This is a genomic window from Sphingomonas azotifigens NBRC 15497 (genome assembly GCF_002091475.1).
In the GTDB taxonomy this organism is placed as follows: Bacteria; Pseudomonadota; Alphaproteobacteria; order Sphingomonadales; family Sphingomonadaceae; genus Sphingomonas; species Sphingomonas azotifigens.
Map to the genome: position 1 here is coordinate 321,437 of NZ_BCTR01000001.1, position 15,255 is coordinate 336,691.

Consider the following 15,255-nt stretch of genomic DNA (forward strand, 5'->3'; position numbering starts at 1 on the left):
CGCAAATGCTTGGCAACCGCGCGGGTTGCACCGGCTCAGCTTCGCAGGAACAGGTTGCGAAACCAGAGCGGACCGCTGCGGGCGGCGGCGGCGCGCCAATCGTCGACGGCAGCATCAGGGTCGTAGCGGCGCGGGTCGAACAGCTTGAGCCGCACGCCGCGATAGGCTGCGGCGTCGAAGGTCACCAGGGTCAGCCCATGTTCCAGCGCGGTCGCCGCGACGAGCGCGCGGCGGTCGCTCGCCAGCCCCACCTGCCCGCGCCGTCGCGCGACCGCCGTATCGACCGGCAGCACATGGTTGCCGAATGCCGGCACCAGCTGGTCGTCGATCCAGCGGCGGACCGCACCGGCCTGCTCGCCGCGCGGCGCACGCGCCGCCAGTGCCTCTATCTCCGCCAGCGCGAGCGCGGAGACGAACAGCTGCTCCCGGGGCACGTCACCTGCCCAGGCCGCGACGCGCGGATCCGCGCCGCCGCTGCGCGCCTTGCGCAGCTCGAACAACACCGGGGTGTCGAGCAGATACATTCACCAGCCGCCGGGTTCGAGGTCGAGATCGAACGGTTCCGCCGCCGCCAGCGCATCGACGATGCTTTCCCGCTCGCCGCTGAACGCGCGGAAACTGGCGATGCTCATCAGCACGTGCGTCGGCTTGCCACGATCGGTGATGAACACCGGTTCGGTCCGGGCGAATCGCTTCGCCGCGCTCACGTCCTGGTTGAATTCGCGGCTGGTGATCACCTTCATCGCGGAGCCTCTGCGCAGAGAAATGGTAGCGCTATAGTGTAGGTACGTACCTACTCTGTGGAGACCCTGCAACAGTTCGGCCCACTGCCCCCGAAAAACAAGGCGACCGCGCTGTTTCCGCTTGCTCGCGCGGGCCGGACACGGTCCCTTGCGGCTCGCCCCGGCGCAGCAGATGCCGGGCGCAAGAGGGGATTGCGATGAACGACTTGCTGATCGGCGCCTGGCACGCGCTTACCGACGTCCTGAATCCGCACGGTCCTGCCGTGCACGCCGTCAAGAGCTATGCGCCGGGCGATTTCAGCATCCATTTCTTTCTCCAGCTGGCGATCATCCTGCTCGCCTGCCGGGTAGTCGGCTGGCTCGGACAGAAGTTTCTGAAGCAGCCCCAGGTCGTCGGCGAGATGATCGCCGGCGTCGTGCTCGGCCCCTCGCTGCTCGGGTTGATCGCCCCCGATCTGCAGCTGGCGATTTTCCCCAGGGAAACGCGCAACGTCCTCTATGCCGGCGCGCAGCTGGGCGTCGGACTCTACATGTTCATGGTCGGGCTCACCCTGCGGCTCGATCACTTCCAGTCCAAGGCGAAGAGCGCCGCCGGCGTCTCGGCAGCCGGCATCGCCGCGCCGTTCCTCCTCGCCGCGCTGATCACTCCCAGTCTGCTGACCGTGCCGGGGCTGTTCACGCCCGGCATCAGCCAGGCCAATGCGACACTGTTCATGGGCGCGTGCATCGCGCTCACCGCCTTCCCGATGCTGGCCCGGATCATCAACGAGCGCGGCCTCGCCAATTCGGCGCTGGGCACGCTGTCGCTGACCGCCGGCGCGTTCGACGACGCCGCCTCCTGGTGCGTGCTGGCGCTGGTGCTGGCGACATTCGGGGCGGGCCCCGGCGTGGCGGTACTCGCGATCGGCGGCGCGGTGCTCTACACCGGCTTCATGCTGCTGTTCGGGCGGCGGCTGCTCGCCCCGCTCGGCCGGATCGTCGAGGCGCGGGGCGAGATGACCAGCGCCGTCCTCGCCGTCACGATGATGCTGTTCTGCATGTCCGCCTTCGTCATGGACGCGATCGGCATCCATGCGATCTTCGGCGGCTTCCTGATGGGCGTGTGCATGCCGCGCGGGCTCTTCGTCGAGGAACTGAAGCGCAAGGTGGAGCCGCTCGCCGTGGTGCTGCTGCTGCCGATGTTCTTCACCTATTCGGGGCTCAACACGCGGATGGACATGGTCAATTCGCCGTCGCTGCTGCTGATCGCGCTCGGCATTCTGGCCGTGTCGGTGCTCGCCAAGTTCGGCGCCTGCTGGGCGGCGGCGCGCGTGGCCGGCGAGGACAACCGCACCGCGCTCGGCATCGGCGCGCTGATGAACTCGCGCGGGCTGATGGAACTGATCATCATCAATATCGGCCTGCAGAAGGGCATTATCGGCCCGACGCTGTTCTCGATGCTGGTGCTGATGGCGATCGTCACCACCGTGATGGCGACCCCGCTGTTCGAGGCGGTCTATGGCCGCAAGGCACGGGCGAGCGGCGAGCTCGACGCGATCGACGGCCAGCTGGCGACGGTCTAGCCGGACAGCTGGCGGATCAGCTCGCGATGCGCGGGCAGGTCCGCCACCGCCTGTGCTCCGAAGCCGCGGATGCGGGCGAACTGGCGCGCCGCCGCGTCGGCATGCGGAAACCCGTCGCGGGCACCCGAGAGGTCGGTGCGGAAGTCCATCCCATAGAGGATGTACTGGTAGTTGAAGAAGGCGAAGCTCTCGACGTCGAGCAGGAAGTCGAACCGGCTCGGCGGGCGATGGCGCCATTGGTCGAGCAGCGCGCGGAGCGTGTCGGGGATGGTCGCCGGATCGCGATTGTCGCGCCAGAACGGCTCCTCGCGACGGCTGAGGCAGTAGTGGAGTTTGAGGAAGTCGACGATCCGCTCGTAGCGCGCCGTCATCAGCGCGTTGAACCGCGCGGCGGGCGCATCGACCGGCCCGGCATGGGGGAACAGCTCGGCGATCATTGCCGCCGCCGCCTCGATCAGCACGACGCCGGTTGCCTCCAGTGGCTCGAGGAAGCCGCCGGAGAGGCCCACCGCAACGCAATTCTTCACCCAGGGCGCGCGGCGATAGCCCGGCTCGAAGCGAATCAGCCGTGCCTCGTGCGCAACGCCGCCGAGATGCGCGTCGAGGATCGCCGCCGCCCGATCGTCGTCGAGATGCGCCGAGGAATAGACGCAGCCGATTCCCCGCGCATGCTGCAGGCCGATGTCCCAGGTCCAGCCGCCCGCATGCGCGGCGGCGATGGTGGCGGTCTCGATCGGTGCATCGGGATCGCCATAGGGCAGCTTGCAGGCGAGCGCGCGATCGGTGAACAGCTGATGCCGCACGGTGGTGAACGGGCTGCCCAGCGCCTTGCCGATCAGCGCCGCGTCGAAGCCCGAGCAATCGATATAGAGGTCCGCCTGCAGGCTGCCATGCTCGCGCGTCTCGATCCGGTCGATCGCGCCCTCGTCATCGGTATGGGCCGAGAAGACCTCGCCCTCGAGATGGGTCACCCCCAGCTCGATCGCCCGATCCTGCAACAGCTGCGCCAGCCGCACCGCATCGAAATGATAGGCATAGGTGAGCGGCCCGCCAAAGCCCGGCTCGTCGGCCCGCTTGGGTGCGCGCCCGGCGGCCGCCACCCGGTTCTGGATCGTCATCGCCTCGGCAAAGGGCGGGCGGGTCGCCGGGGGCTGGAGCAGCCAATAGGGCACCAGCCCGGCGCCCTCGGTGTGGAACGGCGCTTCGAACGGATGGAGGAAACGGTGGCGGCTGCCGTCCGCACCCGGCGCATGCAGCCAGTCGTCGAAGCGGATGCCCTGCTTGAACGTCGCGCTGGCAGTGCGGACAAATTCGCGCTCGTCGATGCCGAGGAACTGCAGCGTCTCGCGGATGGTGGGAAAACCGCCCTCGCCGACCCCGACGATCCCGAGCGCCGGCGATTCGAGCAGCGTGATCGCGAACCGCCGCTGATGGGCGATGTCCAGATAGCGGGCGAGATAGGCGGCGGTGAGCCAGCCCGCGGTGCCGCCGCCCAGGATCAGGATCCGCCGCACAGGGTTCATGCGCCCTAGCTACGGCGCGGCGCAGCGGGGGGCAATGGTCGTAGACGGTGCGAAAGCATTTGCCTCGCCGCTATCGGCCCGGTTAGTCCGACAAATAAACGAGGGGAGATGCTAGGCATGGCGATCAAGGCGTTGGCGGGCATGATGGCGCTGCTGCTGGCTTCGGCGAGCGCACAGGCCGCTCCGCGCGATCCGCTCGCGCCCACCGGCCGCTGGTCCGCCAACACCGACGGGCGGGCGCCCACGCCGCCGATGGGCTGGAACAGCTGGAACGCCTTCGCGACCGATGTCGACGAAGAGAAGGTGCTCGCCTCGGCCCGGAAGATCGTCGACACCGGCCTCGCCGCCAAGGGCTATCGCTACATCAACCTCGACGAAGGCTGGTGGGACCATCGCCGCGCCGATGGCCGGATGCTGGTGCGCGCCGACAAGTTTCCCTCCGCCGCCACGCCGGACGGCGCCACCTCGTTCAAGCCGTTCACCGACCGGCTCCACGCGATGGGGCTCAAGGCGGGCATCTATACCGATCTCGGCCGCAACACCTGCGCCCAGGCCTATGGCCCCAACGAGCCGAACCTGCCGCGCGGCAGCGTCACCGAGCGCGAAGTCGGGCTCTACGGCCATATCGATCAGGATATCGCGCTCTATTTCGGCGACTGGGGCTTCGACTATATCAAGATCGATGGCTGCGGCCTGCGCGCCTACGGCGAGGACAGCCCGCTGGTCCGCACCGGCCGCTACCGCGCGCTCGCGCCGATCCTCGACCTGGAGAGCGTCAACCGCTCGAACATTCCCGCGGTGCGGGCGATGTTCGAACAGGTGAAAGCGGCGTTGGTCCGCGCCGATCCGGACGGCGACTATCTGCTGTCGCTGTGCATCTGGGGCTCGGCCGACGTGCGCAGCTGGGCGAAGGATGTGGGGAACATCTCGCGCACCAGCGACGACATCACCCCGCACTGGACCCGGCTGCTCACCAATTTCGATACCGCCGCGCGCCGCCCGCTCTACGCCCATCCCGGCTCGTGGAACGATCCCGACATGCTGTTCATCGGCAAGGGCGAGTTCGACGCCGATCATCTCACCGAGGCGCGCTCGCACTTTGCGCTCTGGGCGATGGTGTCCGCGCCGCTGCTGATCGGCGCCGACCTGCGCGCCACCCCGCAAGCGCTGATGGACATTTTCGGCAATGCCGCGCTGATCGCGATCGACCAGGATCCGGCCGGCAACCAGGCCGTGCTCGCCTTCGACACCGACGATTTCCAGATCCTCGTCAAGACGCTGGCGGACGGCGACAAGGCGGTCGCGCTGTTCAACCGCACCGCCGCCCCGACCGAGGCGATCCTCACCGCCCAGCATCTGAAGCTGCGCAGCGATGCGGCGGTGACGCTCACCGATCTGTGGACCGGCGCCGGATCCAGCTTTCAGGGCGAGCGCAAGTTCCGGCTCGCGCCGCACGAGACGCTGGTGTTCCGCGCTCGCGGATCGCGGCTGCTGGCGGACGGCTTCTATCTGTCCGAACTGCCCGGCAGCGTGAACCCGGCGGTGGACGGGGTGACCGCGCCGATGGCCGATCCGAGCATCCACCGCGCGATCGTGTCGTGGAGCGGCACGCGGGGCGCCGGCCAGCGGCCGCTCTATGCCGGCTGGGGCGGCGCCCAGGCCGATGCGACGCCCTATGGCCGCGAGCTCGCGGTGGCCGGCAAGCATTTCACCGCGGGCCTGGGCGTCCTCGCCAATTCGCGGCTGGAGGTGCGCAACGCCGGATATCGCCAGTTCACCGTCTCGGTCGGCGTCGATGACTCGGCGACCGATGCGGCGCGCGGCGTCACCTTCCAGGTCTATGGCGACCGCCGGCTCCTCGCCACCAGCAAGCCCGTGCGGCGCGGCGCCCCTGCCCAGCCGCTGACCGCCAACATCGCCGGTGTGAAGCTCGTCGAGCTGGTGGCGCGGTCGACCGGTGCGGCCAATGAGCGGCTGCCGGTGGTCTGGGGCGACGCAGCCTTGCACCGCTGATCATAACGATAGCGAAATCAACTACTAAGCGCCCCCAGTGCGGCGGTGTCGGCTTGTCTCGACGCGGGATCGGGCCTATCGTGGATCAGTTTTCGGGACAGGTCGTTCTGCTTCCCTATCGAGGCACGAGCAGACATGACCCCGCAACTTCCCCCCGCGCTCCGCGATTATTTCGAGAGCTCGCCCGTCGCGCTGTCGCTTGGTGAGGCGGCGGGCGACAATCCGCTGCTGCTCACCAACCAGCGCTTTCGCGACCTCACCGGCTATGCATCGAACGAGATCGCCGGGCAGAATTGCCGATTCCTCCAGGGCGCCAGCGACAACCGGGAGGCACGCGCGCGCCTCCGCGCCTTTCTCGGCGACGATGCCCAGGCCAATGTCCGCACGGCGCTCGTCAATTTCCGCAAGGACGGCGTGCCCTTCGTCAACCTGCTCTACATGTCGAAGCTGCGCGCGCTCACCGGCGAGGTGCGCTATATCTTCGCCTCGCAGTTCGACATCAGCCGTTCGCAGCCCGAACGGCTCGCCGACTATGATGCGGCGCTGGGCCAGACGATCGCCCGCCTCGCGCCGGTGGTTGCCGAAAGCGGGATCGCGGTGGAGGGAACGCTGATCACCATCGCCAATACCGCCGCGACGATTGCGCAGGCCAAGATGACGCTCGCCGATCTCGATACGAGCAGCTTCCTGTGAACGCCCCCGCCGATATCGGCGCCGCGGTGCTGCCCGTGGTGGGGATCGGCGCGTCGGCCGGCGGACTGGAGGCGTTGCGCGACATGCTGGCCCCTGCCCGCGCGCCGACCGGCATGGCGTTCGTGATCGTCCAGCATCTCGACCCGAACCATGAGAGCATGCTGGCGCAGCTGCTCGACCGGCAGACCAATCTCGAAGTACTCCAGTGCGAAGGCGGCGAGGCGATCGAGGCCGACAAGGTCTATATCATCCCGCCGGGCCATGGCCTCGCGATCCGCGGCGGCCGGCTGGAGCTGACCGAATTCGCCCAGCCGCGTGGGTTGCGTCGGCCGATCGACGATTTCTTCCTGTCGCTTGCTGCCGACCAGCAGGGCAATGCGGCGTGCGTGATCCTCTCGGGCACCGGCGCCGACGGCACGATCGGGCTGCGCGCGGTGAAGGAACATGGCGGCATGTGCCTCGTCCAGACGCCGGAAAGCGCGCGCTATGACGGCATGCCGCTCTCCGCGGTCGGCACCGGCCTGGTCGATTTCGTCAAGCCGCCGGCGGAGATGCTCGATTGCCTCCACGCCTTTTTCCATCGCGGCGGCGACGCAGCGCAGGAGGAAGAGGCATCGCTGGTCGCCGATCATGTCGACGAACTCTGCCGCGTGCTGCGCAACGCGATCGGGCATGATTTCTCGGGCTACAAGCGCACCACGCTGATCCGGCGGATCGAGCGGCGGATGCACGTGCTCGGCATCGCCAGCGGGCGCGCCTATCTCGCCCGCGCCAAGACCGACAGCGACGAATGCGAGGCGCTGTTCCGCGACCTGCTGATCAACGTCACCCGCTTCTTCCGCGATGCCGACCTGTTCGAACGACTGCGCAGCGAAGTGATCGAGCCGCTGGTCCGCGGCTGGAACGGCGATGAGGATATCCGCATTTGGGTGCCCGGCTGCTCCTCGGGCGAGGAGGCGTACAGCATCGCCATGCTGTTCGCCGAAGCGGCGCGCAAGCTGGGGCAGTCGCCGAACGGCGTGCAGATTTTCGCGACCGATATCGACGAGCAGATGCTGCAGATCGCCCGCAACGGCATCTACCCTGCCTCGGCGCTGGTCGACCTGCCGCCGGCGATGCGCGAGCGCTATACCCTGCCCCATGCCGAACGGTTCACGATCGCGCCGCAGATCCGCGACATGATCCGCTTTTCCAACCACAGCCTGGTCAAGGATCCGCCATTCTCGCGCATCGACCTGGTCTCGTGCCGCAACCTGCTGATCTATTTCGACGATCGGCTGCAGCAATCGGTGATGCCGCTGCTCCATTATGCGATCCGGCCCGAGGGGTATCTGTTCCTCGGCCCGTCGGAAAGCATCGGGCGGTTCGACCATCTGTTCCCCGCCATCGACCATTATGCGCGCATCTTCCAGCGCTCGCCCGGCGCGCCCAATTACCCGATCGACCTGCCCGGCAACGGGCGCGCGCGCAGCCCGCGCGACGGCGCGCACCGGCGTGACAGCGGCCGCACCACCGGCGAGGAGACCGCGGCGGTCCGCCGGCTCGTCGATCGCTACGCGCCGGCCAGTCTCGTGCTCGATCAGGAAGGTGTGATCCTCGCCGCCTATGGCCGGCTGGGCCGCTATTTCGACTTTCCGGTCACCCGCACCGGCGGCTCGAGCGCGATCGGCCTCGCGCGCCCGGGGCTGCGCAACGTGCTCGGCCCGCTGCTCCGTGCCGGCCGCGACCAGCGCAAGCGGGTGGTCGCCCGCGACGTCACCGTGGAATCCGAATATGGCGTGCAGCAGATCGACGTGGTGTGCGACCCCCTGCCCGACGGCACGCTGCTGTTCGTCTTCCGCGAGACCGCACCGTTTCGCCCCGCGCTCGACGACGAAGCCTCCGAGCTCGATGCCGGCGACGACCATCTCGATGCGCTGGAGGACGAGCTGCGCGTCACCCGCCACCGCCTGCGTACCACGGTGGAGGAACTGGAGACCGCGAACGAGGAGCTGAAGAGCTCCAACGAAGAAATGATGTCGATGAACGAGGAGCTCCAGTCGACCAACGAGGAGCTGTCCACGGTCAACGACGAGCTGAAGAGCAAGGTTGACCAGCTCACCGTCGCCAATTCGGATCTGCGCAACTTCTTCGAATCGACCGATCTGGCGGTGGTGGTGCTCGATGGCGCGCTGCGGATCCGCAGCTTCACCGACGCCGCGACCGCGCTGTTCCCGCTCCAGCCGAGCGATCGCGGCCGGCCGCTGGCGGATGTCGCCAGCCGCCTCGCCGATAGCGACTATCTCGCCGATGCCCGCGCGGTGATCGCCGGCGCGGGCCCGCTGCAGCGGCGGGTGAGCACCCAGGACGGCAGCCGCACGCTATCGATGCGCACCCTGCCCTATCGCGCGCAGAATGGCAGCACCGATGGCGCGACGCTGGTGCTGACCGACATCACCGACGCGCTGTCGCTCGAACGCGCGCTGGCGGCCGAGCGCGAGCGGATGGACATGGCGATCCAGGCCGGCGGCATCGCGGTGTGGGAATATCGCGTCGACACCGGTGAGACGGTCGCCGACGCCCATGCCCGTGCGGTACTCGGCATCGGCCCGGAAGTGGCGGCCGACGATCCCGAGGCGCGGCTCGCGCGGCTCCATCCCGACGACCGGCCGCTGTTCGAAACCGCGCTGGCGGAGGCGATCGCCAAAGGCCACGATCTCGAGATCAGCTATCGTATCCTTGATGGCGAGGATGTCCGCCGCATCAAGACCTTTGGCCGATTGGTGGGCGACAGTGGGCCGCGCCGGCTGGTCGGCGTCTCGATCGACGTCACCCCCGAGTACAAGCTGGCCGAAACCCGCGAGCTGATGCTGCGCGAGATGAACCACCGGGTGAAGAACCTGTTTGCAATCGTCAGCGGCATGATCTCGGCCGGTGCGCGCAGCTATGACGATGTCGGCCGCTATGCGAACGATCTGCGCGAGCGCATCGCGGCGCTGGGGAGGGCGCATTCGCTCGCCGCCCCCGCCGGGGCGCTGCAGTCGATCGACCTTGCGGAACTGGTGGCGACGACGCTCGCGCCGTACCAGCACCACGCGAAGATCCGCATCGAAGGCCCGGCGGTGAAAATTCATCGGACCTGTTTGTCGCCGCTTGCGTTGATGCTGCACGAATGGGCGACGAACGCAGTCAAATACGGGGCGCTTGGCGCAACTCGGGGGGAACTCTCGATCACGTGGGATACCGCGGCCGACGGCGTGCGTCTCGACTGGCGCGAGGTCGGAGATCGGCCCGTTTCGGTTGCAACCGGCACCGGCTTCGGCACGGTTCTGGTACAAACCTCGTCGCGCCAGCTCGGCGTGACGGTCACGCGTACGGCGGAAGACAAGGTCTTCGCCATTCACATCCATCTGCCCGCGAAAGTGCTTGCGAATGACGAAGACGGTGATGCTCATCGAGGATGAGCTGTTCGTGGCGCTCGACGTACAGGACGTGGTGGAAGAGGCAGGGTTCGCGGTGGATGGCCCCTATGTCTCGGTCGCCGACGCGCTGCAGGCAGTTGCCGACCACCTCCCCGGCTGCGCGATCCTCGACGTGCGCCTGACCGACGGCGAAGTCTTCCCCGCCGCCGACGTGCTGCGCGACGCCGGGGTGCCGATCATCTTCCATTCGGGCCATGCCGACGCGACCTCGCTGCGCGGTCGCTATCCGCAGGCGCAGGTATGCTCCAAGCCCTGCTCGCCCAGCGCGTTGCGGGCGGCGGTGGAGAAGGTGCTCGCCGGCTGAGGATCGCTGCGGGCAATCAAGTCATACCGTCGACGACAGGGTTGCGGCTCCCTGTCCAAGTGTTTGGTGCCAGCATGCGATGGCGGGCTTTGATTTCCATAGCGCGTTGAGGCGTCATAGGGCGTCCTGAACTTCAAAGCCTTGAGCTGCTTGGCGAAGTTGTAGGCAATCAGCCGGTCCGTGACGTGTCGCCGCAGTTCCTGGATCGATGCGTAATGGAAGGTCTTGGTGGTCGCTTTCTTGATTGTCCTGTCCATCCCGCTGCGATGGCAATAAATCTACACCATCACATGCTGCGACCAAACACCTAGACCTTTAAGCGAGAGTTACCGTACCCGATCGATGCGCGTTGTGTGGATTGCGGCATTACAGACGCGCACCATCGCTTCCAGAACAATGCACGGGCCAGGATTGACTGCATCTTCCCATGATGTAAGCTCACGTCGGTCAAGCCGAGTCGTTATAGACTCGTATAATATTGGCCGTAGTGCGAACTACGGCTCCATTTACGATGAGAAAATCAAACCCGGTCGCGCCTTCTTGCCACAGGAGCTTGCGATGGAACGACTTTCTCTTCTTAATGACTATGCATCGATTCTCCGCGCAGCTGCGGCTTCTGACGACGGGGAGCGTTGCGCAGTCGCCCCGCATCCCGATCTCCGAGAGAAGATCAAGAAGGCCGTCGCCAGCCTGAATGCAACAGGCGGCTTCCCCGCCGGATTCATGCTGAAAGCGGCCGAGCCGACCATCCTGGGGCTCAACGATGGCGTGATCGTTCCGCCCGATGCTTTCCCGCTCGGGACGGCGCCGAGCGTGATCCGCTCCGCTGCGGCCGACCGCGCGCCGCTGCGCGGCACGCTGCGCGTCATCGTGGTCCTCGTCGATTTCTCCGACAAGCACATGACCCAGAACCAGGCCCACTTCCGCGATCTCTTCTTCGGCCTAGGCGGCGCCCAGAAAAGCGTGCGCGAGTACTATCGCGAGGTCACCAACAATCTCGTCGACGTCCAGGGCGACGTCGTGGGACCGTTCCGCATGCCGCAGACGCTGGCGGCCTACTCGCACGGCGCATCGGGGCTCGGCAACGTCGCGCCCAACGCCCAGACAATGGCGTTAGATGCGCTCAAGGCGGCCGATCCTAGCGTCAACTTCACCCCGTTCGACAACGACGGGAACGGCTATGTCGATGCTTTCATCGTCGTGCATGCCGGAACCGGCGCCGAGACGAACAGCAACCCCGGTGATATCTGGTCGCACAAGTGGACGATAGAGGGTGGGGCGCGCAGCGTCGATTCGACCAAGGTCTACGGCTACCTCACGGTCCCCGAGGACTGTAGGATCGGCGTTTGCGCCCATGAGCTCGGGCACCTGCTTTTCGGCTTCCCCGATCTCTATGATACCGACTATTCCTCGGAAGGTATTGGCAACTGGTGCCTGATGGCGTCCGGCAGCTGGGGCGGTGGCGGCGATAAGCCGGTCCATCCCTCGGCCTGGTGCAAGGCCAACCAGGGATGGGTCGCCGTCGACAACCGCACCGCCAACGGATCGGTCGCGGTGCAGGACGTCAAGGCCGGCCACACCGTCCACCGGCTGTGGAAGGACGGCGCCGCGGGGAAGGAATACTTCCTGGTGGAGAACCGCGAGGCAACCGGCGATTTCGACGTGTCGCTGCCCGGCAGCGGGCTGCTCATCTGGCATGTCGACGAGAACCAAACGAGCAACAGGGACGAGAATCACTACTGGGTCGCCTTGATGCAGGCCGACGGCAAACGCGATCTGGAACTGAACCACAATCGCGGCGACGCTGGCGATTGCTGGCCGGGCAGCACCGGAAAGACCGCGTTCAACGCCACCTCAACCCCGAACTCGAAATCCTACGCCGGTGCGACGACCTGCGTGGCGGTGACCGGCATTCCCGCCGCCGGCTCGGTGATGACTGTCAACATGCAGGTGAAATGTTCGGTCAAGTCTCTCGCCAAGGATGCCAAGGACACCCACAAAGACAAGGAACTCGGCAAAGATCTCAAGGACCGTACAAAGGAAAAGGAGATCGTCAAGGATCTCCACAAGGACAAGGAGCTAGCGAAGGACCTGCACAAGGATTCGATCGAGAAGCATCCGGTCGACAAGAGCATCGCAGCCGACAAAATTCCGGACAAGACGCTGGTCGAGAACAACAAGCCGACCGACAAGCTTCCCGGTCTGCCCGGCAATCCCGAGAGCGGGTCGACCATCGCGGAACTGACCGCACGGGTCGCCGCGCTCGAGAGCGCGCTGGCGGGTACGGGTCCGGACAAGCCATTCATCGGTGCCGAGCTTCGGCCGGACCTGAGCCACGGCGCGCTGGCTGCCGAACCCGACCAGGCGATCCACCAGGAGATGTCGGCAGGCACGCCGGGCGCCAAGCGCTTGTTCGACACCGGCCGCTGAACCCCACCAGCCGCCCCCCCCCCCTCGCTTGCAGGGGCGGGGGCGGGCCTGGCGAGTCCTCGCGCAAGCTCTGGCAGGGGCCGCATCCAGATGACACCCGATATCCTTCTGCTCGGAAGCGCATTTGACCCCGTGCTCGTCGCAGTGGCGGAAATGCTGGGCGCCCGCAGTACGACGCTCTCGATCCGGCACGCGCGGCTCGAAGACCTCGCTGCCGCGCACTGGTGTCATCGGGTCGGGAGCGACGGCGCCGAAACGGAAGTGCGCGACGGTGCCGGCAGGGCGCTGCGCGGCGCGCGCACCGCGGTCCTCAATCGTCTTCGCTACGAACCTGCCCTACTTTTCACCCGCATGACTATGGCCGATCGCGACTATGCCCGAGCCGAGTTCCATGCGTTGCTGATGAGCTGGCTCGCCGGCCCGACCGACTGCTGCATCAACGCCGCGACCGCAAGCGGGCTTGCCGGGCCTGCGCTACGGCCCTGGCAGTGGCTGGCGGCAGCGCAGGCGGCCGGGCTTGCGGTAGCGCCGGCACGCACGGGGAGCAGCACACGCCGCCGCCGGCACGCAGCGGGCGAAGGGCGGCTCCCAGGCATGGTCGAGCGTCGCGATCTCGTGCCCCTCTTCGCCGATCCGGCGTGGGATGCGGGTGGGCTCAACCGCCCATATGGCGAGGCCGCGGTACCCGACGAGGTCATCCGGATCGAGGTCGTCGGCGGCATCGCTCACCCCCCGCCCGAGTCGGCGCACGTGCCCACCTCTCTCTCTAGCGCGGCGGGCCGGCTGGCGCAGTCGGTTGGTGCCGACATCCTGGCAGTCGAGCTTGGGCGGTTCGGCAACGCGGATTGGCGCTTCATGGCAGCCGATCCGATGCCCCCGCAGCTTGGACTCGGGAGCATCACGGGAATCGCCGATCGACTGCTGCGGAGCGTGGGTGACTGCAGTACCGCATTGGAAGTGGTGGGCACGGAAGGCTCACAATGATCCTGTTCGCCGGAATCCCTTCAGAAGGACCGCTCGCGCTCGCCATCGACTCGGCCGAGCGCCTCGGGATTCCGCATCTGGTTTGCAACCAGCGCCATGCCGAACAGCTTGATATCGAGCTGCAAACCGGCGCAAACGGGATCGGCGGCACGCTGTGGCTTGCGGGCGCCGAAGTTCCGCTGCACCGGCTCTCCGGGATCTATGCCCGGCTTGTCGAGACCGCCGTGCTGCCGGAGGCCCGGGCCGACGGGCGAGGTGCGCCGGACCCGTCGGTCCGCCGCAGGATAGTCGCAGCGCTCGCGCTGCTGCACGAATTGCTGGATGTTGCGCCTTGCCCAGTCCTCAACCGCCCGGCGGCGATGGGCAGCAACACGTCCAAGCCCTTTCAGGCGCAGATCATTCGCCGCGCCGGGTTCGCGGTTCCCGAAACGCTCATCACCAACGATCCGGCAGCTATGCTCGCCTTCTGGCGGCGTCATGGTCGGATTATTTACAAATCGGTCAGCGGCGTGCGCTCGATCGTGCGCGAATGGAGCCCGTCCAGCGGACCACAGCCCCATGCCTTGCGCGCGTTGCCCACGCAGTTCCAAGCGCTTGTCCCGGGAACCGACGTACGGGTCCATGTCGTCGGGCAGGATTGTCATGCCGCCGAGATCGTCTCTGATGCAATCGACTACCGCTACGCTGTCCGCGACGGGTTGACGACGACAATGCGCCCGCTCACGCTCCCCGAACAGGTCGCCCGACGATGCGTCGCGCTCTCTTGCGACCTCGGCCTGGGGTTCGCGGGCGTTGACCTGCGCCGCACCCCTTCCGGCGAGTGGTTCTGCTTCGAGGTCAACCCCTCGCCAGGCTACAGCTACTTTCAGGAGGAAAGCGGGCTGCCTATATCTGACGCGATCGTGCGTCACTTGGCGCCCGAGACATCGCGGGCGGCCGCCTGATGGATACTCCAATGGTACAGATTGTCGAAAATCATGCAGTGATCGAGGGTACCCTTCGCGGGCGCGAGCGCGACGCAAATCGTCCCGGCTTCGTCAGGCTGACCGTACGGATCGCCGAGAGCTGCCGGCAGGGCGAATGGCCGGACATGTTCGCCCGCCTGGTCGGCGAGGAGCTGACATTCCTCGCCCGCGAGGGGAGCGCGGCGGCTACCGCTCCCGACGGAACCGTCCGTTGGAGGGTCCGGATGGCAGGCCCCGGAGTCGCCTTCGTCGAGGATTGATCGGCGCTGGACCGGGCGCGGCGACGCGCCGCGTGAGTCGATGCGAGGAGTCAGGTCCAGTTCAAGCGCGATTGTGTTTCGTCAGGCCGCCAAATGATGCGGCGGATAAGGCTCCTTGCCGGTCAGCAAGACCCACGCGATCCGGGCAAGTTCGTTGGAAAACGCCACGGATACCCCGCGGAAGGGCTTTTTCTCGCTGCGCTTCCGGATCCAGTCGGCCATTGGCGTAGGCGTGCCCTTGATGTGCCGCATGACGGCAGTGGCACCCACGGCCAGTAATACCAACCTGCACGGAGAAGAACCTATCTTCGTTCTCC

12 protein-coding genes and 2 pseudogenes are annotated in these 15,255 nt (G+C 66.9%); 9 read left to right on the plus strand and 5 right to left on the minus strand.

Going from position 1 to position 15,255, the window contains the following annotated elements; translation table 11 throughout:
• Positions 1–35 precede the first annotated feature (35 nt).
• Complete coding sequence (locus tag SAZ01S_RS01320; RefSeq protein WP_084579241.1) at positions 36–524, minus strand: PIN domain-containing protein; 489 nt, start codon at positions 522–524, stop codon at positions 36–38.
• A complete protein-coding gene (locus SAZ01S_RS01325) occupies positions 525–743 on the minus strand; it encodes a type II toxin-antitoxin system Phd/YefM family antitoxin (RefSeq protein ID WP_084579243.1) in 219 nt (72 codons plus the stop codon). It lies immediately after the preceding gene.
• A gap of 197 nt (positions 744–940) precedes the next feature.
• On the opposite strand from SAZ01S_RS01325, the gene SAZ01S_RS01330 reads away from it, so the two are divergent.
• Positions 941–2,305 (plus strand): cation:proton antiporter, encoded by a 1,365-nt coding sequence (locus SAZ01S_RS01330; protein ID WP_084579245.1) that lies wholly within the window; start codon positions 941–943, stop codon positions 2,303–2,305.
• On the opposite strand, the gene SAZ01S_RS01335 is transcribed toward SAZ01S_RS01330, so the two are convergent.
• Positions 2,302–3,828 (minus strand): tryptophan halogenase family protein, encoded by a 1,527-nt coding sequence (locus SAZ01S_RS01335; protein WP_084579247.1) that lies wholly within the window; start codon positions 3,826–3,828, stop codon positions 2,302–2,304. The genes SAZ01S_RS01330 and SAZ01S_RS01335 overlap by 4 nt on opposite strands.
• Before the next feature lie 117 nt (positions 3,829–3,945).
• Between SAZ01S_RS01335 and SAZ01S_RS01340 the strand changes: the two genes are divergently transcribed.
• The 4 genes from SAZ01S_RS01340 (at position 3,946) to SAZ01S_RS01355 (ending at position 10,299) form a co-directional block, all read left to right on the plus strand.
• Positions 3,946–5,841: an NPCBM/NEW2 domain-containing protein gene (locus SAZ01S_RS01340; RefSeq protein WP_084579249.1), complete on the plus strand. Its 1,896-nt coding sequence runs from the start codon at positions 3,946–3,948 to the stop codon at positions 5,839–5,841.
• Between the two features lie 135 nt (positions 5,842–5,976).
• Entirely contained in the window at positions 5,977–6,534 is a 558-nt protein-coding gene (locus tag SAZ01S_RS01345; RefSeq protein WP_084579251.1) for a PAS domain-containing protein, read from the plus strand.
• Positions 6,535–6,617: 83 nt separating this feature from the next.
• The gene (locus tag SAZ01S_RS01350) at positions 6,618–9,977 is read left to right on the plus strand and encodes a CheR family methyltransferase (RefSeq protein ID WP_245824485.1); all 3,360 of its coding nucleotides are present in this window, start codon (positions 6,618–6,620) and stop codon (positions 9,975–9,977) included.
• Entirely contained in the window at positions 9,946–10,299 is a 354-nt protein-coding gene (locus tag SAZ01S_RS01355) for a response regulator (protein WP_167693026.1), read from the plus strand. Before SAZ01S_RS01350 ends, SAZ01S_RS01355 begins: the two co-directional genes overlap by 32 nt.
• A gap of 21 nt (positions 10,300–10,320) precedes the next feature.
• Here SAZ01S_RS01355 and SAZ01S_RS01360 read toward each other — a convergent pair.
• Positions 10,321–10,556: pseudogene (locus tag SAZ01S_RS01360) on the minus strand (hypothetical protein); the annotation flags it as partial.
• A gap of 301 nt (positions 10,557–10,857) precedes the next feature.
• Between SAZ01S_RS01360 and SAZ01S_RS01365 the strand changes: the two are divergent.
• The 4 genes from SAZ01S_RS01365 to SAZ01S_RS01380 all read left to right on the plus strand — a co-directional run bounded on the left by SAZ01S_RS01365 (position 10,858) and on the right by SAZ01S_RS01380 (position 14,938).
• Positions 10,858–12,729, plus strand: a complete 1,872-nt coding sequence (locus SAZ01S_RS01365) for a M6 family metalloprotease domain-containing protein (protein ID WP_084579253.1) — start codon at positions 10,858–10,860, stop codon at positions 12,727–12,729.
• 90 nt (positions 12,730–12,819) lie between these two features.
• Positions 12,820–13,713: a hypothetical protein gene (locus SAZ01S_RS01370; protein ID WP_084579255.1), complete on the plus strand. Its 894-nt coding sequence runs from the start codon at positions 12,820–12,822 to the stop codon at positions 13,711–13,713.
• Positions 13,710–14,657: an ATP-grasp domain-containing protein gene (locus SAZ01S_RS01375; protein WP_084579256.1), complete on the plus strand. Its 948-nt coding sequence runs from the start codon at positions 13,710–13,712 to the stop codon at positions 14,655–14,657. The genes SAZ01S_RS01370 and SAZ01S_RS01375 overlap by 4 nt, the downstream gene beginning before the upstream one ends.
• 11 nt (positions 14,658–14,668) lie before the next feature.
• Positions 14,669–14,938 carry a hypothetical protein gene (locus SAZ01S_RS01380; protein WP_084579258.1) on the plus strand — a complete coding sequence of 90 codons (270 nt, stop codon included), beginning with the start codon at positions 14,669–14,671 and terminating at the stop codon, positions 14,936–14,938.
• A gap of 81 nt (positions 14,939–15,019) precedes the next feature.
• Here the strand turns inward: SAZ01S_RS01380 and SAZ01S_RS01385 are convergent.
• Positions 15,020–15,255 (minus strand): annotated as a pseudogene (locus SAZ01S_RS01385) (hypothetical protein); the annotation flags it as partial.

What these genes read in the sequence shown, in the direction of transcription:
- SAZ01S_RS01320 (WP_084579241.1), bottom strand. Translation starts at nt 524, where the DNA reads ATGTATCTGCTCGACACCCCGGTGTTGTTCGAGCTGCGCAAGGCGCGC.
- SAZ01S_RS01370 (WP_084579255.1), top strand. Translation starts at nt 12,820, where the DNA reads ATGACACCCGATATCCTTCTGCTCGGAAGCGCATTTGACCCCGTGCTC.
- SAZ01S_RS01345 (WP_084579251.1), top strand. Translation starts at nt 5,977, where the DNA reads ATGACCCCGCAACTTCCCCCCGCGCTCCGCGATTATTTCGAGAGCTCG.
- SAZ01S_RS01365 (WP_084579253.1), top strand. Translation starts at nt 10,858, where the DNA reads ATGGAACGACTTTCTCTTCTTAATGACTATGCATCGATTCTCCGCGCA.
- SAZ01S_RS01355 (WP_167693026.1), top strand. Translation starts at nt 9,946, where the DNA reads ATGACGAAGACGGTGATGCTCATCGAGGATGAGCTGTTCGTGGCGCTC.
- SAZ01S_RS01335 (WP_084579247.1), bottom strand. Translation starts at nt 3,828, where the DNA reads ATGAACCCTGTGCGGCGGATCCTGATCCTGGGCGGCGGCACCGCGGGC.
- SAZ01S_RS01330 (WP_084579245.1), top strand. Translation starts at nt 941, where the DNA reads ATGAACGACTTGCTGATCGGCGCCTGGCACGCGCTTACCGACGTCCTG.
- SAZ01S_RS01325 (WP_084579243.1), bottom strand. Translation starts at nt 743, where the DNA reads ATGAAGGTGATCACCAGCCGCGAATTCAACCAGGACGTGAGCGCGGCG.
- SAZ01S_RS01375 (WP_084579256.1), top strand. Translation starts at nt 13,710, where the DNA reads ATGATCCTGTTCGCCGGAATCCCTTCAGAAGGACCGCTCGCGCTCGCC.
- SAZ01S_RS01380 (WP_084579258.1), top strand. Translation starts at nt 14,669, where the DNA reads ATGGTACAGATTGTCGAAAATCATGCAGTGATCGAGGGTACCCTTCGC.
- SAZ01S_RS01350 (WP_245824485.1), top strand. Translation starts at nt 6,618, where the DNA reads ATGCTGGCCCCTGCCCGCGCGCCGACCGGCATGGCGTTCGTGATCGTC.
- SAZ01S_RS01340 (WP_084579249.1), top strand. Translation starts at nt 3,946, where the DNA reads ATGGCGATCAAGGCGTTGGCGGGCATGATGGCGCTGCTGCTGGCTTCG.